Origin of the sequence: Streptomyces sp. NPDC101237 (genome assembly GCF_044767465.1) — a bacterium.
In the GTDB taxonomy this organism is placed as follows: domain Bacteria; phylum Actinomycetota; class Actinomycetes; order Streptomycetales; family Streptomycetaceae; genus Streptomyces; species Streptomyces gramineus.
Window position 1 is genome coordinate 19,166 of the sequence record NZ_JBIWNY010000041.1, and the last position, 19,879, is coordinate 39,044.

General features: G+C 72.9%; 13 protein-coding genes and 2 pseudogenes. 6 read left to right on the top strand and 9 right to left on the bottom strand.

Going from position 1 to position 19,879, the window contains the following annotated elements:
* Positions 1-11 precede the first annotated feature (11 nt).
* On the top strand, positions 12-2,369 hold the full coding sequence (locus tag ACIRQ9_RS37505; protein WP_404184330.1) for a SpoIIE family protein phosphatase: 2,358 nt from the start codon (positions 12-14) through the stop codon (positions 2,367-2,369).
* Here the strand turns inward: ACIRQ9_RS37505 and ACIRQ9_RS37510 are convergent.
* Together ACIRQ9_RS37510 and ACIRQ9_RS37515 are read right to left on the bottom strand one after the other, a co-directional pair.
* Positions 2,356-4,203: a stealth conserved region 3 domain-containing protein gene (locus ACIRQ9_RS37510; protein WP_404184333.1), complete on the bottom strand. Its 1,848-nt coding sequence runs from the start codon at positions 4,201-4,203 to the stop codon at positions 2,356-2,358. The genes ACIRQ9_RS37505 and ACIRQ9_RS37510 overlap by 14 nt on opposite strands.
* A 15-nt stretch (positions 4,204-4,218) precedes the next feature.
* Positions 4,219-5,916 (bottom strand): stealth family protein, encoded by a 1,698-nt coding sequence (locus ACIRQ9_RS37515; protein ID WP_404184336.1) that lies wholly within the window; start codon positions 5,914-5,916, stop codon positions 4,219-4,221.
* Between the two features lie 204 nt (positions 5,917-6,120).
* Here ACIRQ9_RS37515 and ACIRQ9_RS37520 point away from each other — a divergent pair, with 204 nt between their 5' ends.
* A complete protein-coding gene (locus ACIRQ9_RS37520; protein ID WP_404184338.1) occupies positions 6,121-6,786 on the top strand; it encodes a GNAT family N-acetyltransferase in 666 nt (221 codons plus the stop codon).
* On the opposite strand, the pseudogene ACIRQ9_RS37525 reads toward ACIRQ9_RS37520, so the two are convergent.
* Positions 6,783-7,300 (bottom strand): annotated as a pseudogene (locus tag ACIRQ9_RS37525) (aldo/keto reductase). The gene ACIRQ9_RS37520 and the pseudogene ACIRQ9_RS37525 sit on opposite strands and share 4 nt — an antisense overlap.
* A 148-nt stretch (positions 7,301-7,448) precedes the next feature.
* On the opposite strand from ACIRQ9_RS37525, the gene ACIRQ9_RS37530 reads away from it, so the two are divergent.
* The gene (locus tag ACIRQ9_RS37530; protein ID WP_404184341.1) at positions 7,449-8,423 is read left to right on the top strand and encodes a TauD/TfdA dioxygenase family protein; all 975 of its coding nucleotides are present in this window, start codon (positions 7,449-7,451) and stop codon (positions 8,421-8,423) included.
* A 1-nt stretch (position 8,424) separates the two neighbouring features.
* Here the strand turns inward: ACIRQ9_RS37530 and ACIRQ9_RS37535 are convergent, their stop codons facing one another.
* The 3 genes from ACIRQ9_RS37535 to ACIRQ9_RS37545 form a co-directional block, all read right to left on the bottom strand.
* Positions 8,425-9,459 carry an LLM class flavin-dependent oxidoreductase gene (locus ACIRQ9_RS37535; RefSeq protein ID WP_404184343.1) on the bottom strand — a complete coding sequence of 345 codons (1,035 nt, stop codon included), beginning with the start codon at positions 9,457-9,459 and terminating at the stop codon, positions 8,425-8,427.
* Positions 9,460-9,536: 77 nt separating this feature from the next.
* Entirely contained in the window at positions 9,537-11,039 is a 1,503-nt protein-coding gene (locus ACIRQ9_RS37540; RefSeq protein WP_404184346.1) for a metallophosphoesterase family protein, read from the bottom strand.
* A 133-nt stretch (positions 11,040-11,172) separates the two neighbouring features.
* Positions 11,173-11,823, bottom strand: coding sequence for an NADPH-dependent F420 reductase (locus ACIRQ9_RS37545; RefSeq protein ID WP_404184349.1), 651 nt, complete (start codon positions 11,821-11,823; stop codon positions 11,173-11,175).
* A 174-nt stretch (positions 11,824-11,997) separates the two neighbouring features.
* Between ACIRQ9_RS37545 and ACIRQ9_RS37550 the strand changes: the two are divergent.
* Both ACIRQ9_RS37550 and ACIRQ9_RS37555 read left to right on the top strand, forming a co-directional pair.
* Positions 11,998-12,458 (top strand): annotated as a pseudogene (locus ACIRQ9_RS37550) (GNAT family N-acetyltransferase).
* Between the two features lie 226 nt (positions 12,459-12,684).
* Positions 12,685-15,087, top strand: coding sequence for a M4 family metallopeptidase (locus tag ACIRQ9_RS37555; RefSeq protein WP_404184352.1), 2,403 nt, complete (start codon positions 12,685-12,687; stop codon positions 15,085-15,087).
* A 58-nt stretch (positions 15,088-15,145) separates the two neighbouring features.
* Here the strand turns inward: ACIRQ9_RS37555 and ACIRQ9_RS37560 are convergent, their stop codons facing one another.
* The 3 genes from ACIRQ9_RS37560 to ACIRQ9_RS37570 form a co-directional block, all read right to left on the bottom strand.
* Complete coding sequence (locus tag ACIRQ9_RS37560) at positions 15,146-16,321, bottom strand: glycoside hydrolase family 64 protein (RefSeq protein WP_404184412.1); 1,176 nt, start codon at positions 16,319-16,321, stop codon at positions 15,146-15,148.
* Positions 16,322-16,500: 179 nt separating this feature from the next.
* The gene (locus ACIRQ9_RS37565; protein WP_404184355.1) at positions 16,501-17,256 is read right to left on the bottom strand and encodes a dienelactone hydrolase family protein; all 756 of its coding nucleotides are present in this window, start codon (positions 17,254-17,256) and stop codon (positions 16,501-16,503) included.
* Positions 17,257-17,368: 112 nt separating this feature from the next.
* Positions 17,369-17,989, bottom strand: a complete 621-nt coding sequence (locus ACIRQ9_RS37570; RefSeq protein WP_404184357.1) for an L-threonylcarbamoyladenylate synthase — start codon at positions 17,987-17,989, stop codon at positions 17,369-17,371.
* 334 nt (positions 17,990-18,323) lie between these two features.
* Here ACIRQ9_RS37570 and ACIRQ9_RS37575 point away from each other — a divergent pair, with 334 nt between their 5' ends.
* The gene (locus ACIRQ9_RS37575) at positions 18,324-19,853 is read left to right on the top strand and encodes a helix-turn-helix domain-containing protein (RefSeq protein ID WP_404184360.1); all 1,530 of its coding nucleotides are present in this window, start codon (positions 18,324-18,326) and stop codon (positions 19,851-19,853) included.
* Positions 19,854-19,879: the final 26 nt, after the last annotated feature.

Genomic DNA, 19,879 nt, shown 5'->3' on the forward strand with positions numbered 1-19,879 from the left:
TCCTGGGGCGTATGGAGCGTGTCGCCGCGGCGGTCATCGACGCCCTGGGCAGGGTGACGGGGTGGAGCGAAGCCGCCCGGACCCTCACCGGACGCACGGCGGCGCAGGTCGTCGGCCGCCCCGCCGCCGACCTGCTCGCCGAGGCCGTCCCCGCGGCGGTGCTCGCCGCCCGCGCCGGGACCGTCGCGCTGCGCCACGCCGACGGACACCGCACGGAGATCACCCTGACCGCGTCCCCGGTCCTCGGCGCCGACGGGGAGACCACCGGCTACGTCCTCACCGCCGACCCGCCCCGGCAGCCCGGCCCCGGCCTGGCGGAACAGGCCTTCCAGCAGGCCTCCATGTCCATGTCGGTCTTCGACGTCCGGCAGCGCTACCTGCGCGTCAACGACGCGGTCTGCCGGGCCGCCGGCCTCCCGGAGGAGTCCCTGCGCGGCCGCTTCTTCCTGGACACCGTCGAGGACCTGCCGCACACCCGGGGATTCCTGAGCCACCTGCGCCAGGTCGTCGAGACCGGGCGCCCCACCCGTTACGAGAGCTTCACCGGTGCCCCGGCCCTGAGCCGCGAGCACGCCTGGAGCATCGAGATGTGGCCCCTGCGCGACCCCGGGGGCGAGCTGACCGCCGTCGCCCTCGCCGCCTTCGACAGCACCGAGCAGTACCTGGCCCGGCTGCGGCTCGCCCTGCTCAACGAGGCCGCCACCTCCATCGGCACCACCCTGGACGTGGTGCGCACCGCCGAGGAGGTCGTCGAGCTGATCGTCCCGCGCTACGCCGACTTCGCCAGCGTCGACCTGCTCGACTGGGTGCTCTCCGCCGAGGAACTGCCCGGCCTCCCGCAGGGGGACATCGTGCTGCGCCGCGTCGCCCACGGCTCGGCGAACGAAGGCACCCCCGAGGCCGCCGTACCGATCGGGGAGACCGAGGTGCACCTGGAGTGGTCACCCCCGGCCCGGGCGCTGCGCGAGGGCCGCGCCGTGGTCAGCCAGGCCGGCGAGCGGGAGTTCCGGCGCTGGGTCCAGGAGCGCAACGCCCGCGCGCCCGAGGGCCGCAGGTACCGGCAGGGCGTCCACTCCATGATCGCCGTACCGCTGCGGGCCCGGGGCGTCCTGCTCGGCGTCGCCGTGGGCGTGCGCATACGCCATCCCGACGACTACGCCAGCGACGACACCGTGTTCGCCGAGGAACTCGGCAGCCGCGCGGCCGTCTGCATCGACAACGCCCGCCGCTTCGCCCGCGAGCGCTCCACCGCCCTCGCCCTCCAGCACAGCCTGCTGCCCAGCGGCCTGCCCGGCCAGGCCGCCGTCGAGGTGGCGCACCGCTACCTGCCCTGCGGCTCGGTGGCCGGCATCGGCGGCGACTGGTTCGACGTGATCCCGCTCTCCGGCAGCCGGGTCGCCCTGGTGGTCGGCGACGTCGTCGGCCACGGCATCCGCTCGTCCGCCACCATGGGCCGGCTGCGCACCGCCGTACGCACCCTCGCGGACGTCGACCTGCCCCCCGACGAACTCCTCACCCACCTCGACGACCTGGTCACCCACCTGGCCGCCGACGGCAGCGGCGAGGAGGTCGCCGAACTCGGCGCCACCTGCCTGTACGCCGTCTACGACCCCGTCTCGCGCCGTCTCGCCCTCGCCGCCGCGGGCCATCCGGCGCCCGCCGTCGTGCTGCCCGGCGGCCGGGCCACGCTGGTCCCGATGACCGCGGGACCGCCGCTCGGCGTCGGCGGGCTGCCCTTCGAGGCCACCGAACTCGACCTGCCCGAGGGCGCGGTCGTCGCCCTCTACACGGACGGCCTGGTCGAGGACCGGGACCGGGACGTGGACCGGGCCACCGAGGAGATGTGCCGGGCGCTGAGCGCGCCCGCCGACTCGCTGGAGGACCTCGGCGACGACGTGCTCAAGGCCGTCCTGCCGGAACAGCCCTCCGACGACGTCGCCCTGCTGCTGGCCCGCACCCGCGCCCTGGGCTGCGACCGGGTCGCCACCTGGGACGTCCCGCCCGATCCCGCCGAGGTCGCGTACTTCCGGCAGGCGGCCACCGAACGCCTCGCCGACTGGGGCCTGGACGAGGCCGCGTTCGTCACCGAACTGGTCGTCAGTGAGCTGGTCACCAACGCCATCCGCTACGGCGAACCGCCCGTCCAGCTGCGTCTGATCCGCGACCGGGCGCTCATCTGCGAGGTGTCCGACGGCAGTTCGACCTCCCCGCACCTGCGGCGGGCGCACGCCTTCGACGAGGGCGGCCGCGGTCTGCTCCTGGTCGCGCAGCTCACCCAGCGCTGGGGCAGCCGCCAGACCGGCAGCGGCAAGATCATCTGGGCCGAACAGCCGCTGCCCCAGGGTCCGTTGCCGGTCAGCGACCCCTGACCCCGCGTGTCGCCCGGACCCCGCCCCGCTCGCCCCGCGGCCTGTCGGCCCGGTCCGTCCGGTCGTCGGCCGCCTCTCGCGGCGACACCCGGGCGGCCGCTCCTTCGAAGCGGCTCGGGAACGGGTACTTGCGGTCCAGGAAGGCGTGGATGGCGGCCCGGGCGGCCGGTCTGGCCTCCGGCGGTGTGTCCACGTCGTTGAGGCAGTAGAAGTCGATGTCCTCGCCCGCCGCGAGACGGGCCAGACGCCGGCCCATGTCCGCTGTGCCCAGCTGCACGTAGCGGAAGCGGTAGTCGGCCGGGACGGCCCGGCCGGTGGCCATCGCCCAGTGGTGGTGGAGCGTGGAAGCGGGCGCGATGTCGGCCAGGGACCGGAACCGCGAGTAGGCGGTCCGTTCCAGCTCCTCGATTCCCAGGCTCTCCATCTCCCGCATCACCGGCAGCAGTTGGGGATGCGGGGTGTGCAGCGACTTGTGGGTGACGTGCCGGCCGTGGTAGCGCCTGATCACCTCGCGGGCGTTCTTGCCCGCGGAGTTCGGCGCCGGTTCCAGCGGGTGCGGGGCGCCGACGCCGAGCTTGAGCGGGGACAGCGGGATCCGGGCGATGCCGTTGCCGTGGAAGAAGTGCCCCGGTCCGACCGGGCGGTTGATGAAGACGTCGTCGTTGAAGTACAGGTAGTGCTCCGACAGGCCCGGGATGTGGTGCAGGGCGCTCTCTATGGCGTGGGAGTTGAAGACGGGGAGCGCGTCGGCCGGGAGGATGTCCGCGTGGTCCACCACGGTCAGGCCGGCCGCGTCCGGGTCCAGCCAGGCGGGGACCTGGGAGTCGGTCACCAGGTAGACGTGCCGGACGAAACCGGCGTACATCTCCAGCGAGCGCAGCGCGTACCTGAGTTCGTCGTGGCTGGTGTAGCGGGAGGCGCCGGTCTCGCGCGCGGCGATGACGCCGTCGGAGCGGTCCCGATGGGCCCGGCGCTTGGCGGCCATCGCCGGATCGTCGCCGTCGACCCAGGTGTAGACGGCGTCCACGGGGAACAGCACCTCGTCGATGCCCGGCTCGGCGAACGGCGCGAACGTCGGGACGCTCCGGCGGCGGGCCGTCGCCGGCCGCCGCGCGGCCTCCGGGAGCACCTCCGTCACGGGATTGCGGCGCGGGGCGACGAGCGCCGGGCCGAAGACGTCCGGCAGCCGGGCGCCGGGCACGGTCAGCCACGCGGGATCGGCGCCCGCGGCCCCCCCGGAGGCGACGCCGAGGTCCCGGCCGTGACGCCAGAACTCGATGTCGCATCCCGCTTCGAGACCGCTGAGCACCTGCCCCTGGGGACCGAGGCGCACCACACCGGTGCGGAGCACCGAGGCCCGCCGCAGGGCCCGTGGCAGCCGGCCGTCGGCCCACAGCACCGCGGTCGTCACCGAGCCGTCCGGCCCGACGGCGCCGACGTAGCCGCAGGTGCCCGCGAAGCGCTGGGCGGCCCGGGCGAGGATCTCGCCGCGGTGCGCCTCCTCGACGCCCACCACCTGCCGCGGCGCACCGCGCCCATGGTCGGAGGGGACCAGGAAGTACGGGACGCGCAGCCCTTCCAGGAGCGTGCAGACGCCTTCGAGATCGGCTTCGACGGCGTCCGACGCGGTGTACGCGGCGACCGTACGGCCGTACAGCCGCGACGGCCCGAGCACGACGCGCCGTGCAGCGGGGACGGCGGTCCGCAGCCGCCGGCGGGCCCGGAACGCGCGCAGGGCCCATAGCCCGGCCGACACCGAGGTCCACAGGCGGTTCAGAAGGCTCCCGACGGCGCGCAGGCCCGCCGGTGCCGCGAGACGGTGACGGATGTCCATGCCCCCCGGCCCCCGTCAGTCCTGCTTCTCGAAGGGACCGGGGAAGGGGAAGTAGTCCTCCAGGAACTCACCCATCCGGACGCCGACCCGTTCCCGTTCCTCGGGCGGCACGTCGACGTCGTTGAGGCAGAAGAAGTCGAAGCGCCGGGTGCGGCGCAGGTCGGCCAGGCGGGCCTCGGCGTCCGGGCGGCTGATGTTGACGTACCGGAAGCCGAACCGGCCCGGCACCCCGTGGCCGGTCATCAGCGCGTACTGGTAGAGCAGCGGGGCCGTCACGGCGATGTCCTGGGGGGAACGGAAGCGGGAGGCCGTGGTGCGGGCGATGTCCTCGGGGAAGAGCTCCTCCAGCGCCAGCAGGGTCCGCCGCTGCTGCGGCAGCGGGGTGTGCATGAAGTTGTTCGTGGTCATCCGCCCGAACCTCTCCAGCAGCAGCCGCCTGACGTTCTTGCTCGCGGAGTTGGTGGCGGTCTCCTCGGCGTGCGGCTTGCCGACGCCGATCTTGAGCGGGGAGACGGGGATCTTCATCAGGCCGCTGCCGTGGAAGAAGTGCTCGGCGGTGACCCGGCGGCCGACGAACACGTCGTCGTTGAAGTAGAGGTAGTGGTCCGACAGGCCAGGGATGTGGTGCAGGCGGGTCTCGATCGCGTGCGAGTTGAAGACCGGCAGGACGTCCGCGGGGAAGATGTCGCGGTGGTCGACGACCGTGATCCCGGGTGCGGTGTCGTCGAGCCAGTGCGGCTTCTGGCCGTCGGTCACGATGTAGACGTGGCGGACGAAGTCGGCGTACATGGCGAGCGAGCGCAGGGAGTACTTCAGCTCGTCGTGGCTGGTGTAGCGGGAGGCGTTGGTCTCCTTGTCCAGGATCTCGGCGGTGCCGCGCTCCTGGTGGCGGGCGCGCTTCGCCCGCATCGCGGGCTCCTCGCCGTCCACCCAGGTGTATACGACGTCGACCGGGAAGGTCACGTCGTGCACGGTCGGCCGGGTGAGCGCGGCGAAGCTCGGCAGCTCCCGTTCGCCGACCCGCACCAGGGCCGGCTTCTGCTCGGACACCGGCAGGACGTCGGTGATGCCGTTGTTCCGCGGTGCGACGAGGGACTCCGCGAAGACGCCCTCGGACGCCTGCGGCTGGACGGCGGCCAGACGCCGGGCGCCGGAGTCGGAGGCGAGGAGAGCCGCCCCGTCCTCCCAGAACTCCACGTCGCAGGCGAGTTCCGGGCCGGCGAGCAGCTGGCCCGCCGGGCCCAGGTGGTTCTCCCCGACGCGCAGGACCGGGGCTCCGCGCAGCCCGGCCGGCAGGACACCGTCCATGAACAGGGCCGGATGCTTGAGCTTGCCGCCCGGCAGCGGCCTGCCGATGAACACCGCCGTGCCCGCGTTGCGCGCCTCCAGGGCGGTGAGGAAGCGCTCCCGGTCGAGGGCGTTCACCCCGACGGTGTGGCGGGTGCGCGAGGCAGGCACCAGGAAGTAGGGGATGCCCTCCTGCTCCAGGGCGCCGAGGACCAGACCCAGGTTGGCCGCGGCCGCGCCGGCCGCGGTGAAGCCGGTCACCACCCGTCCGTAGAGCTGCTGGCCGCGTACCGAGACCGGGCGCAGCACCGGGTCGGTGACCGCCGCCCTGCGGCGGCGGCGCAGGGTGCGCAGCTCCCACACCTTCTCGGCGGCCTTCCGCTCGACTCGCGGTCGCACCCGCCGGGCAAAGGAACGCACGGTCACGTTCTGAGCTCCTCTACATCCACCTCAACAGAACCTCGCGTTAACCAGACGGACACCTAGGGCGGATGGTTGTAGAAGATTTCGCGGAGAGATGAGAGAAAATTGATCTTACTCTCAACCGGTTCATGCATACATGTGCTAGGAGCAGCCGATTCTCCGGGAAAACCGGGTGCGGCCGCCCTCCGGGATGGCTACGGTCCGGGCGTGGCCCATACGTATCCTCCGCTGAACGTCGAAGTCCGCACGCCCCGCCTGACCCTGGCCGGCGCCTCGGACGACCTGTTGGAACGTCTCGTGCCGCTGGTGCGGGCGGGGGTGGCCGACGCCGAGCCGTGGCCGTTCGACGACCCGATCTCCTTCTACAGCGACAGCCCGGAACGGGAGTGGCAGTGGCTGCGCGCGGTCTGGGCCGGTCGCGCCCGCGTGAGCCCGGACGCGTGGCGCCTGTACTTCGCCGTCCTCGTCGACGGCGAACCGGTCGGCATGCAGGACCTCGTCGCCCGGCGCTTCGCGCGGTTCGGCACGGTGTCCAGCTTCTCGTGGCTGGCCCCCGGCAGCCGCGGCCGGGGGCTGGGCACGGAGATGCGGACGGCGATGTTGCACCTGGCCTTCGCCGGACTCGGCGCGCGCGAGGCCGGCAGCGACGCCTTCGTGGACAACGAGGCGTCCAACCGCATCTCCCGCCGCCTCGGCTACGAACCCAACGGCACCGACTGGGACACGCGCCGCGGTGAGACCGCGCGCATCCAGCAGTGGCGGCTCACCCGGGAGGCGTGGGAAGGGACCCGCCGGGACGACATCGAGCTGTCCGGGGTGGCGGAGTGCCTGCCCGTCCTCGGCATCTCCGCCGTCCGCCGGGACACCCCCTAGAACTCCTCGTGGTGGTCCGGGTCGCCGCCCAGACGTTCGTGGGGGCGTCCGGAGACCGCCGCCATCTGGGCCGCGGTCAGCTGGAAGCCGAAGACGTCCAGGTTCTCGCGGCGGCGGCGGGCGTCCGCCGACTTCGGGACGGCCGCGGCGCCGAGCTGGACGTGCCAGCGCAGGATCACCTGCGCGGGCGTCACCCCGAGCGTCTCCGCCACGCCGCGACGGCACGGTCGCGCTGCAGTCGGCCGTCCCGGCCCAGCGGGCTCCAGCTCTCGGTGACGATGCCCTTCGCGGTCGTCACCACCACCTCCTCGCGGGGGACGCCGCCGCGCGCGACGCCCCGGCCGACCCTGGACTCGTTGCGGTAGTTCACGGCCGTGTCCAGGAGCCGGTAGGCCGCCTGGAGCGCCTGGTGAACGGCCTGCTCGGCCTGCGTGTCGTCCACCGGCCAGGTGCCCAGTCCGACGGCGGGCAGCGCCGTACCGTCGTTGAGCGTGTACGCCGGAATGCTGATCACGACGGGGCCTTCCCTCGGCTGTGTCGTACCCCCGGCCTCGCGGACCGGGCGGGCGATGATCAACCCGGTCCTGGTGCTGCCTTCCGTGGGGGGTGCCGGGCTGACACGATCTTCCCTGGACGGGTACCGACGACCACTCGGAGTACGCATGACGACGGACCGGGGTACGGCTGGACGGACGCGGGGCGCCGGCGGAGCCGAGGTGAGACCCCTCGCCGGGCACATCGGGGCCGAGATCACCGGCGTCGACCTCGCCGGCGGCCTCGACGAGGCCGAGGTCGCGCTGATCCGGGAGGCCGTGCTGCGCTGGAAGGTCGTCTTCTTCCGCGAGCAGCGGCTGGACCACGCCGGTCACGTCGCCTTCGCCCGGCTGTTCGGTGAACCGGTGGTGCTCGGACGGCGGGGCAGCGCCTCGCCCGCCGGCTTCCCCGAGGTGGAGACCACCGCCGACCGGCTGGAGCTGGGCGGACGGTTCGGGATGGAGCACGAGGAGTGGCTCCAGCGGCGCAGGCACACGCTGCTGCGCGGCTGGCACTGCGACCACGGCGCCCGCGTCGACCCGCCGGCCGCGACCATCCTGCGGGCCGAGACCGTGCCGCCGTACGGCGGCGACACCACCTGGGCCAATCTCGCCGCCGCCTACGCCGGACTCTCCGCGCCCGTGCGCGCCTTCGTCGACGGACTGCGCGCCGAGCACCGCCTGGGCGTCGGCTACCAGCCGCGGCCCGGCGACGACTCCTACCTCCGCCATCTCCTGGACCACCAGGTCGCCTCGGTGCACCCGCTGGTGCGCGTCCACCCGGAGACCGGCGAGCGGGTGCTGTACGTCAACGGCTACTACGTCGAGCAGATCGTGGGCGTCTCCCGCCCGGAGAGCGCCGCCCTGCTGGAGATGCTGCTCGAACAGGCGGTGCGTCCCGAGTACACGGTCCGCTTCCGCTGGGAGCCCGGCAGCGTCGCCTTCTGGGACAACCGGGCCACCATCCACCTCGCGCCGAGCGACAACGCCCACCTCGGCTTCCCCCGGGTCATGCACCGGGTGATGCTGCACGGCGAGGTGCCGGTCGGCGTGGACGGCGAGCCGTCGGAGCCGGTCACCGGAACGCGGGCGGGCCGCTGGTGACTCAGCCGGCGGCTCCCGGCCGCCAGCCCAGCGCCGGGCCGAGGCGGGTGGCCATGTCCGTGAGGATCTGCACGTAGTCCTCGTGCCCGAAGGTGAACGGCAGCGCGAAGGCCACCTCGTCGACCTCCCGGAACCCGGCGTGCGCGTGCAGCCGTTCGACCAGCTCCTCCGAGGTGCCCACCAGGTCCGGCGCGAACAGCAGCCCCGCGGGGCCCTGCGGGCTCGTGGTACGGGGCAGCCGCTGGGCCGCGTACGCCTCGTACCTCGCGCGCTGCTCGGGCGTGGCGGAGTCGGTGGGGATGACCACCAGGCCCTGGGAGACGCGGGCCGCCTCGCCGTCGGGGTGGTGGGCCCGGAACTCGCGGATGTGCGCGAGCTGGATCTCCGCGAAGTCGTACGAGTCCCGCTGGTCCGCGGCCCGTACGACACTGCTGGTCAGGAAGTTCATGCCGTGCTCGCCCGCCCAGCGGGCCGAGCCGAGGCTGCCGCCGCCGTACCAGAGCCGCCGGCCGAGGCCGGGGGAGTGCGGCTGGACGACGTCGGAGAACACCTCGAAGCCCTCGACGCCGCTGAAGTCGGTGGCGGGCTTGCCGCGCACCAGGTCCAGCAGCCGCCGCACGCGCTCGTAGCTGAAGTCCTCGGCGTCCGCCGTGTCCGGGTAGAGGGCTTCCCTGACCTGCTCGTAGTGCATGGGCGGGCCCACGCTGACGCCCGGGTTGAGGCGGCCGCCGGACAGGACGTCGACGGTCGCCAGGTCCTCGGCGAGCCGCAGCGGGTTCTCCCAGCCCAGCGGGATCACGGCGGTGCCCAGTTCGATGCGGCTGGTGCGCTGCGAGGCCGCCGCGAGGACGGCCACCGGCGACGAGATGCCGTACTGGAGGTGCCGGTGGCGCACCCAGGCGCTGTCGAAGCCGAGCCGCTCGCCCAGCTCGATGATCTCCAGCGTGGACTCGTGCCCCTGGCCCGGATCCGCCCCGTCGAACAGGCCTATGGTCAGGAAGCCGAGTCTGCGCAGCGGGCGCGAGGTCGACGGCACGGGTCCTCCAGCGGTCGTACGTCAGTTCTGCCCTGATTGTGGCACCCGAACATTGCGGGAGTGTGATCCGCTCCGGGTCAGGTCAGCGGGATGACCACCTCGTCCTCGACCGGCGGGTCCACCTCCTGCCTCCGGTTCCCGGTCGCGGCGAAGCAGCGCAGCCGCACCGCCTCCGGGGTCACGTCCAGACGCAGGAAGCACTTGAAGAAGGGCGGGCTGTAGGTGGCCGAGCCCGGGGAGAACAGCTGCGTGTAGATCTTCTTCACCGGCAGCCGGAACCGGGAGGTGCGGTCCGGGCGGCCGCCGGCGCCGAGCAGGCTCGCGACCAGCCGGGTGCGGCGGGTGACCCGGGTGCCGGGACCGGGCCGGCGGCTGGGCTTGATGCCGAGGCGTTCGGCGATCACGGCCGTCGCCTCCGCCGCGGTCAGCGTGAAGAACTGCGGCATGCGCAGCCGGCGGCCGTAGAGCCGGCTGTAGAAGGCCAGGGAGTCGCCGCGCAGCGGGTAGCAGCGGAAGTCGTCCTCGGTCACACCGGCCACGGAGACCCGGGGGATGGTGTGGGTGGCGTGCATGAAGGCACCGCCGCCGCCCGCGACCACGTACTGGAGGGTCCTGCCGTCCACGTCGACCGGGTAGCGCTGGTAGTTGTGGATGTCCCCGCCGATCGCCGCCACGTAGCCGTGCGCCGGGTCGCGGACGATGTCGTCGACGCTGCCGCCGCCGTCGATCGGGCACGGGTGGTGCTCGCCGTCGACGTACAGCGGGGAGCCGGTGACCAGGATCTTCGGGCGCGGTCCCCGCGACACCTCCCGCAGCCAGGCGCCCTGTTCGGCGTCGAGCGTGCCGAGCAGCCCGGTGTCGATGCCGACGATCCGCACCGGACCCGCGTCGATCGCCCAGTAGGGACCGGGCTGTTCGGCGCCCTGCTCCGGAGCCGACCGCAACGCCCGCGCCGCCGCGAGCCGTTGCTCGTCGGTGCGGCTCGGCCGGTGCCACAGCAGCTCCCGCCACCAGGCGGGGGTGAGCGGACGCGGCCTCGGCTCGGGCGGCAGCGGCGGCGCGTCGCCGCAGAAGACGCGCATGAACGCGCCGAGGTCCTCGTACCAGTCGTGGTTGCCGGGTATCGCGTAGATCGGCGCCGGATAGTCCTGGTAGGGGCGGAAGAACTTGGTGCCGTAGTCGTCGGCGGCGCCGACCGGATAGATCACGTCGCTCGTGATCACCGCGAAGTCGGTGTCCTGACCGACCTTCAGAAACCCGGGCACGACGGCGTACTGGGGGTCGTCGCCCTCGCCGGTGTCACCGATCACCATGAACGAGAAGCGGTCGGCGTCGGCACGCCGGATCACCTTGTCCGGTGCCGCTCCCGCGGCCGCCCGTTGCGCCACCCAGCGGCCGCGGGTACGGCCGGTCGGATCGCCGAACCAGGACGCCAGCACGCCGTTGCGGGCGGCCCACATGGTTCTCGGGTTGAACCAGAACAGCTTCTCGACACGGCTCGGCATCAACTGGCGGTAGGCGCCGCGTTCGGCCTCGCCCCAGCCGGCGCCTTCCGCGGTCTCGCGTGAGGAGTCAGACACGCGGGCACCGTAGCAATGATCAACCGGGTGGTCGGGGCCAGGGGTTGGCGGAGCGCGGTGCGGCGGCCGCCGGAAGGGGTGCGCGGGCGCGGCGTGCGGGCTCGCGGGCGTCTCGTGGACCCCTCGGCGCGGATCAGGAGGCGACGATCTTGATCGCGCTCATCCAGCCGTGTCCCTCGGGGCGGTTCTGCAGAGCCATGTGCAGCAACTGGATGCCCTCCAGCTCGCGGGCGTGCCGCAGGCCGCCGACGACGACCGGGTTGAGCCCGCCGGAGGAGGCCAGCTCGGCGACCTGGTCGCGGGCCGCCGGGTCGTCGCCGGCGATGAACACGTCCAGCGGCAGCCCGCCCGCCTCGCCGGACACCAGCGGACCCGCGAACGTGGTGTTGAACGCCTTCACCACCCGGGTGCCGGGAGCGGCCGCCGCCGCGATCTGCTGGGCGCCCGAGCTGTCCGCGGGCACGGTGAGCGAGTCGAAGGTGGCGAAGTCGACCGGGTTGGAGATGTCGACGACCGTCTTCCCGGCGAGGTGGTCCCCGTACTCGGCCACCACCTGCCGGGCCGCGTCGAACGGCACGGCCAGCACCACCATGTCCGCCGATCCGACGGCGTCCGGCACCGCGGGTGCCACGTCGGCGCCGTCCGTGCGGGCGCCGAGGGCGTCGGCGAGGGCGGCGGCCTTGGCCGGATCGGTGCCGACCAGCCGGACCGTGTGCCCGCCCGCCAGCGCCCGGGTGGCGATACCGCCCGCCATGTTGCCCGTGCCGACGATGAAGACCCGCATGGACGCGCCCCTTCCGTGAGGGTGTGAGCCCCCGGCGCGGGACCGGGCCCGGGAGGCCGTGTCACCGGTCCGCACTCGGAACAATCAGCATAAATCGGTCCGGCGTCCATGGCTCGGGCGGATCGCGGGGCGTGCGGCGGCGGGCCGCCCTGGCGCGTCGTGGGGGACCGGGGGATGCGGCCGGCGTCGCCGGCGGACGTCGAGGCGGCGGGCGGCTGCGCGCCGCAATCCTGCGGGAGGGCCCGGAGCGGCTCGGCCGGTACGGCCCGTGGCGCGTCCGGCAGCGCCCGCGCGGCGGCTTCGACGCGGCCCACACGTGGGGGATCGAGGTGGGCGGCACCTTCGCCGGCCGCGTCGCGCCGCGGCCCGCCGCCGACGCCCACTGGCTGGAACACCTCCACCCGGCGCCGGACGTCCAGGGCGGCGGAGTCGGTTCGGGCGTGCCGCACGTCCCGCTGGAGCGGTGCGACCGGGACGGCCTCCGCGTCCGGCTGAACGTCCCGCGCGGCAGCGCCGCTCGACGGCTGTACGAGCGGCACGGGTTCACCGTCGAGAGCGAGGACACCGTGGACGTGTTCCTGGTCCGCCCGCCGTCCTCGTGGGTCCCGCCGCGCCCCGACCGCCCCGCGGCGTAGAGGGAAAACCCTCGATTGCTCTCGACTTGAATGACATGGCTGCATCAAGACTGGAATCCTCGCTCCGCGCGCGCTTTCTCCACGGCGTGCCCACGGATCACGGACCCCCGCATCCCGGTCCCACCGATCCAGGCCCCCGCACAGCTCAGCTCGTCCCGGACAGCACACCCCGTCTGCCCGGTCTGTCACCGGCCGCGACCCGGCGGCCGCAGCAGGAGGAGTACGAGTGAGACGTCTTCCCCACAGACGCGCCACGGTCGGAGCCGCCCTGGTCTCCACCGTGGCGCTGTTCGCCGTCGGCATCCAGTCGGTTCCCGCGAACGCCAAGCCCGCCGCCCCCCACCCCAGCCCCCTCCGCACGGGTGGTCTGGAGGCCGAACTCAGCCCGGCCCAGCACACCGCGCTGCTCAAGAGCGCCCAGCAGCAGACCACCGCGACCGCCCGGCAGATCGGCCTCGGTGCCAAGGAGAAGCTGGTCGTCAAGGACGTCGTCAAGGACAACGACGGCACCCTGCACACGCGTTACGAGCGCACCTACGCGGGCCTGCCGGTCCTCGGTGGCGACCTGATCGTGCACACCCCGCCCGCCTCCCTGGCGGCCGGCACGGTCAGCACCACCTTCAACAACCGGCGCACCGTCAAGGTGGCCTCCACCACCGCGGCCGTCGCCAAGTCCGCCGCCCAGGCCGCCGCGCTCAAGACCGCCAAGTCGCTGGCCGCCGAGAAGCCCGCCGCCGACGGCGCGCGCAAGGTGATCTGGGCCGGCAACGGCACCCCGAGGCTCGCCTGGGAGACCGTGGTCGGCGGCTTCCAGGACGACGGCACCCCGAGCCGGCTGCACGTCGTCACGGACGCCACCACGGGCAAGGAGCTGTACCGCTACCAGGCGGTCAAGTCCGGCACCGGCAACACCCAGTACAGCGGCTCGGTCACGCTGAACACGACCCTGTCGGGTTCGACGTACCAGCTGTACGACACCACGCGCGGCGGCCACAAGACGTACAGCCTCAACAACGGCACGTCGGGCACCGGCACCCTGATGACCGACGCCGACGACGTCTGGGGCACCGGAGCCGGCTCCAACACCCAGACCGCAGGCGCCGACGCGGCCTACGGCGCCCAGGAGACCTGGGACTTCTACAAGAACACCTTCGGGCGCAGCGGCATCAAGAACAACGGCGTCGCGGCCTACTCGCGGGTCCACTACAGCAGCGGCTACGTCAACGCGTTCTGGGACGACAGCTGCTTCTGCATGACCTACGGAGACGGCTCCGGCAACACCCACGCCCTCACCTCGCTGGACGTCGCCGGCCACGAGATGAGCCACGGCGTCACCTCCAACACCGCGGGCCTCAACTACACCGGTGAGTCGGGCGGTTTGAACGAGGCCACCTCGGACATCTTCGGCACCGGCGTCGAGTTCTACGCCAACAACTCCTCGGACGTCGGCGACTACCTCATCGGCGAGAAGATCAACATCAACGGCGACGGCTCGCCGCTGCGCTACATGGACAAGCCCAGCAAGGACGGCGCCTCCGCGGACAGCTGGTACTCCGGCGTCGGCAACCTCGACGTGCACTACTCCTCGGGCCCCGCGAACCACATGTTCTACCTGCTGTCCGAGGGCAGCGGCAGCAAGACCATCAACGGCGTCACCTACAACAGCCCGACCTCCGACGGTGTCGCCGTCGCCGGCATCGGACGGGCCGCGGCCCTGCAGATCTGGTACAAGGCGCTGACGACGTACATGACGTCCAGCACCAACTACGCGGCCGCCAGGACCGCCGCGCTCAACGCCGCGACCGCGCTGTACGGGGCGAGCTCGGCCCAGTACGCGGGTGTGGCCAACGCCTTCGCGGGCATCAACGTCGGCAGCCACGTCACCCCGCCGACCTCCGGGGTCACGGTCACCAACCCGGGCAGCCAGTCCTCCACCGTGGGCACCGCGGTGAGCCTGCAGATCTCGGCCAGCAGCACCAACAGCGGCTCGCTGAGCTACGCGGCGAGCGGGCTGCCGGCCGGCCTGTCGATCAACAGCTCCACCGGTGCCGTCACCGGGACCCCGACGACGGCCGGCACCTACAGCACGACCGTCACGGTGACCGACTCCACGGGCGCCACCGGCACCGCTAGCTTCTCCTGGACCGTCAGTTCCAGCGGAGGCGGCGGCAGTTGCACCGCCACGCAGCTCCTCGGCAACGCGGGCTTCGAGTCGGGCAACACCACCTGGACCGCCACCAGCGGAGTCATCACCAACGACACCGGCCAGGCGGCCCACGGCGGTTCGTACAAGGCGTGGCTGGACGGCTACGGCTCGACCCACACCGACTCGCTGTCCCAGTCGGTGACGATCCCGAGCGGCTGCACCAACACCACGTTCACGTTCTACCTGCACATCGACACCGCCGAGACCACCACCAGCACTCAGTACGACAAGCTGACGGTGACCGCCGGTTCGACCACGCTGGCCACGTACTCCAACCTCAACAAGGCCACCGGGTACGTGCAGAAGTCCTTCAGCCTCGGCTCCTTCGCGGGCAGCACCGTGACGCTGAAGTTCACCGGCGTGGAGGACTCCTCGCTGCAGACCAGCTTCGTCGTCGACGACACCGCCGTGACGACCGGCTGACCCGACCAGGAAACGGGTGGCCCGCGGCCGGTCTCCGGCCGCGGGCCACCCGTGCGTGTCAGCTCAGCGGATCCAGCGTGAGGTACGCCTGCTGCGGGTTCCCGTCGTTGACCAGCGACTCCTGGTTGCCGACGTCGTCGAAGGCGAAGGCGTAGGCCTTGCCGTCGGCCATCTGCGCGTGGACGGCGCGCGCGTACTGGTTGGTCACCGCGTCCTTGTAGAAGTCGGCCGGGTTGGTGTCCGGCTGGTTCGCGCTCGTGAGCAGCGTGGACCGGTTGAAGCCCGCGCACAGGGTGCGCGAGATCGGGCCGCGCACCTGGTCGTTGGGCGCGTCCAGGAGGTTGTGGCAGCCGAAGACACTGCCCGAGTCGGGCTTCTGGAAGCTGGTCACCACCGCCCCCGCGGAGTTGGTGAAGTTCATGACGTTGCCCGAGACCCGGCCGAAGTACCTGGTGTTCGGCTGGTCGGCGAACGGCGTCACGGTCAGGGTCGTGGACGCGTACTTCGTCCAGACCCGGTTGACGTAGTCGTTCAGGACGCTCGCGGGCAGCCCCCCGGTCTCCACGCCGTACAGCGGGGACAGCGCACGGAGCACGGTGCCGTCCGACCGGGTCTGCACCAGGTTCGCCCAGCCGCCCGACTGTCCGCGCAGCGCGTTGAACACCCCGTTGTAGCCGCCGGACTTGAGGTGGCCGGTGGTGGCCACCGTGCCGTCGGAGCGCTGCACGCCGACCGCGTACGGCGCCGAGAACATGTCGACCTGCGTGCTGTTGATCCACAGGCCCGCGTCGTTGAGCGTGTACTCGGACCAGTTGAAGAGGATGTTGCGGTTGGGGTCGCTCGGATTCTGCACGGCGGGCTGCACCAGGCCGCCGGTGGTCAGCCTGAAGTCGAGCTTCTGGCCGTAGGAGAAGTAGATCCGGCCGGAGAACTTCGGGATCCGGATCGTCGTCGACTGTCCGGCCGCCGGGCCCGCGATCGAGGCGTCGGGCGCGGGGGTCGGCGGGTTGCCGCCGGCCGGCCAGGCGTGGAAGGTGCCGTTCGCGTCGGCCCAGCCCTGCCGCCCGGTGGAGAGCTGGGTGCCGAGGTCGTAGACGTACACCTGGTCGCCACGGCCGGAGTTGTTGGTGATCTTCAGGGGAATGGTGTCCGGCACCGCGGCGGCGGCCGGTTGCGGGGTGCCCAGGGTGAGCGCCCCGCCGATCAGCGCCGCGGCGGCCGCCAGGGGCAGCATGCGGCGTGCGAATCCTGTGCGCACTCTCCACCTCCGTGTGGGGTCGGGGTCGTACGGATATTGGTCCGTACCAGCTTGAGAGCGCTCTCAGGGTGCCGCTGGGGCGGGTGCATGTCAATGAGTGGGACGGAATCGGGGCCCGCCGTCCGGCGGGCCCCGATTCTCCGGACGCGGCCGGATCAGAAGGCGCGCTTCAGCAGACCGAGCAGCGCGTCCCAGTGCCGCTCGGCGGCCTCCGCGGAGTACGCGGGCGTGTCGGCCTGGGTGTAGCCGTGGTCGGCCCCCGGGTAGACCTCGCAGGTGTTGCGGACCCCGGCGGCGGTCAGCGCCTGCTCGAAGGTGCGGATCTGCTCCTCCGTCATGGACTGGTCCTGGTCGGCGAAGCCGAAGTACAGCTCCGCCGTGATCCGGTCCGCCAGCAGGTGCGGGCTGTCCGCGTCCTCGGTGACCAGCCGGCCGCCGTGGAAGCCGCCCGCGGCCGCGATCCGGTCCGGGAACGCGGCCGCGGTCCGCACCGCCAGCCGGGCGCCCAGGCAGTACCCGGTGATCGCCACCGGACCGTCGGCCACCAGCGGGCTCCCGGCCATCCAGTCCAGGTAGGCGGCCGAGTCGCGGTCGCTGCGTTCCGGCGTCAGCGACGACATGACCGGCATGATCCGCTGCCAGATCGTCGGGTCCGCCGACGGGTCGATGAACTCGGGGAGGTCGAAGACCGGGGTACGGCCGCTGCGGTAGAAGACGTTGGGCAGCAGGACGGTGTAGCCCTCGCCGGCGAGCCGGTCCGCCATCGACTTCAGGTGCGGGCGGATGCCGTAGGCGTCCTGGTAGAAGAGCACCCCGGGGTGGGGCAGGCCGTCGGCGGGGTGAGCCAGGTAGGCGTCGGCGACGCCGTCCTCGGTGGTGATGTCCACGTCGGATCCCTGTACGGCGGTCATGGCGCAGTGCCTCTCTGTCGAGTCGGCGTCGGGTCGGGGGAGGCCCGGCGCGGCATGTCGCGATCATCGTGGCACGCGAAGGTGGGCGGACCCCCGAGCGGGGACCCCGCCGTCACTCGAAGCGCGAGGTGTCTCCCGCGCCCCGGCGGACGATGACCGCCTCGCCGTCGGAGAAGTCGACGACCGTGGTCGGCTCGGTGCCGCACTCCCCGGAGTCGACCACCACGTCCACCTGGTGGTCCAGGCGGTCCTTGATCTCCCAGCCCTGGGTCGGCGGTTCCTTCTCGTCCGGCAGCAGCAGGGTGCTGGACAGCAGCGGCTCGCCCAGCTCCGCCAGCAGCGCCTGGGTGACCACGTGGTCGGGGATGCGCACGCCGACGGTCTTCTTCTTCGGGTGCAGCAGCTTGCGCGGCACCTCGCGGGTCGCCGGGAGGATGAAGGTGTAGCTGCCGGGGGTCGACGCCTTCACGGCCCGGAACACGTCGTTGTCGACGCGCACGAACTGGCCGAGCTGGGCGAAGTCACGGCACATCAGGGTGAAGTGGTGCCGGTCGTCCAGGCGCCGGATGGAGCGGATCCGGTCGATGCCGTCCCGGCTGCCGAGCTGGCAGCCCAGCGCGTAGCAGGAGTCGGTCGGATACGCGATGAGGGATCCGGAACGCACCGCGTCGGCGATCTGGGAGATGCTGCGCGGCTGCGGGTTGTCGGGGTGCACGTCGAAGTACTTCGCCATTCGCCGAGCTTATGCCCACCCGGCTCGCACGGCCCGACGGGCTCTCACGAGGACCGAGGACCGCCGGAGCCGCCGGGAAGGCGCCGGGCGGATTCCGGGGAGGAACCGGGGTCCGGGTCGCACGGAACCGGTGTGCATGGACGGCGGGAACCGGGGAACCCGCACACTCAGCCGCCCGAGGGCCATCCCCCCGGCCCCGGGTGAGGCGTTCTTCGCCGGCGGCCCTTCCCCCGAGGGCCGCCGGCGAAGTTGTACCCGGCGGCCCGGGCCGCCCACGTTCATCGGGTAACGTCCACAGACCGAGGTCGACGCTACGGACGAGGAGCAGGGCGGGATGGCTGGCCGGGCAGGCGAGGGCCCGCACCCTCCGACGTCCCCGGACGACGCGTGGACCGCGCAGCTCCTCGGCCACCTGCGCCCCGGCGCCCGCGACCCCCGCCAGGTGGTCACCTGGCTCGCCCACGCCGCACGGGCCACCGTCTGTCTCCAGGACGCCGCCGGCACCGTGCTCGCCGGTGAGCGGCTGCCCCTCGACGACGGCCTCGTCGCCGAGGTGGTCGCCGGCCGGATCTCCGCCGCCGCCGTCCAGGACGGCGACCGGCACCTGCGCCTGGTCTCCGTGCCCGCCCCGGACCCGCGTCCCGCGGCCGCCTCGCTGCTCGCGGTGGCCCGCGACATCCCCTTCGACCGGCGCGCCGCGGAGATCGTCACCCACGCCGCGGGTGTCATCGAACTCCTGCTGCGCGAGGGCGAGTCGAGAGCCGCGGGACGCCGGCTGCGCCGGGCCACCGCCGACCTCAGGCTGGCCATCCTGCAACTGCTGATGGTCGAGGACACCGTCTCCGCCCGCCGGGTCGCCGCCGGCCTGTGGCCCGGCCTCCTCGACACCGACAGCGCCCGCGTGTTCGTCGTCGAGGGGGACCCCGCGGAACGCGACGGCCTCGCCGAGGACTGCCTCGACATCACCCGCGGCCAGGCCCTGGTGGTGCGCTGTCCCGCGGTCGACGGCCACGTCATCGTCGTCAGCCCCGCGCCCACGGCCGGTCAGTGGCTGCGCTCGCTGGTCGACGGCCGTCCCGGCACCTTCCTCGGCGGCAGCGTCCGGCAGAGCCTCGCCCGCACCGCCACCGCCTACGGCCAGGCCGTCAGCGCCCTCGCCGTCGCCCGCTTCCGCTCCGACCAGGCCGCCGTCTACGCCGAACGCACCCACCCGGAAGAGCTGATGGACCCCGCCGCGCTGCACGCCTGGTCCGCCGCCGTGCTCCGGCCGCTGGACGCCCTGCCCCACCACACCCGCGCGGAACTCCTCGCCACCACCCGCCTCGGCCTGGAGTTCACCGCGGTCAGCGCGGCCAAGGTGCTCGGCGTCAGCCGCAACACCGTCCGCGCCCGCATGGACCGCGTCGAGGGCCTGCTCGGCGCCGACTTCTCCGACCTCGCCGTGCGCGCCACCGCCCACCTCGCCCTGAACACCGAGGCGGCCGGCACCGAGGACCTCGGCGGCGCGCCGCCTGCGGTACCCGGCCCGCGGCTCGCGGACCTGCTGGCCGGGCCCGGCCTGCACGCCTGGGCGCACGACCTGCTGGACCGGCTGACCCGCGACGGCCGTGATCTGCGCGGTACCCTGCGAGCCTGGATCGCCGCCGGCGGCAACGCCGAACGCGCCGCCCAGGACCTGGGAGTGCACGCCCAGACCGTCCGCGAACACGTCCGCGGCGCCGAGCCCGTGCTGGAACGGCAGCTGCTCGCCTCCGGCACCGACCTGTACGAGGTCGTCCTGGCCCACCTCGCCCTCGGAGACCTCACCGCCCCCGCCCTGCTCAGGGCGAATCCGGGCCAACCGGACTCACCTGTGCACGGGTGAGCCCTCCGCGTCACCGATCGGGCACC

What these genes read in the sequence shown, in the direction of transcription:
- ACIRQ9_RS37570 (WP_404184357.1), bottom strand. Translation starts at nt 17,989, where the DNA reads ATGGCGAAGTACTTCGACGTGCACCCCGACAACCCGCAGCCGCGCAGC.
- ACIRQ9_RS37510 (WP_404184333.1), bottom strand. Translation starts at nt 4,203, where the DNA reads ATGGACATCCGTCACCGTCTCGCGGCACCGGCGGGCCTGCGCGCCGTC.
- ACIRQ9_RS37565 (WP_404184355.1), bottom strand. Translation starts at nt 17,256, where the DNA reads ATGACCGCCGTACAGGGATCCGACGTGGACATCACCACCGAGGACGGC.
- ACIRQ9_RS37545 (WP_404184349.1), bottom strand. Translation starts at nt 11,823, where the DNA reads ATGCGGGTCTTCATCGTCGGCACGGGCAACATGGCGGGCGGTATCGCC.
- ACIRQ9_RS37505 (WP_404184330.1), top strand. Translation starts at nt 12, where the DNA reads ATGGAGCGTGTCGCCGCGGCGGTCATCGACGCCCTGGGCAGGGTGACG.
- ACIRQ9_RS37530 (WP_404184341.1), top strand. Translation starts at nt 7,449, where the DNA reads ATGACGACGGACCGGGGTACGGCTGGACGGACGCGGGGCGCCGGCGGA.
- ACIRQ9_RS37575 (WP_404184360.1), top strand. Translation starts at nt 18,324, where the DNA reads ATGGCTGGCCGGGCAGGCGAGGGCCCGCACCCTCCGACGTCCCCGGAC.
- ACIRQ9_RS37560 (WP_404184412.1), bottom strand. Translation starts at nt 16,321, where the DNA reads ATGCTGCCCCTGGCGGCCGCCGCGGCGCTGATCGGCGGGGCGCTCACC.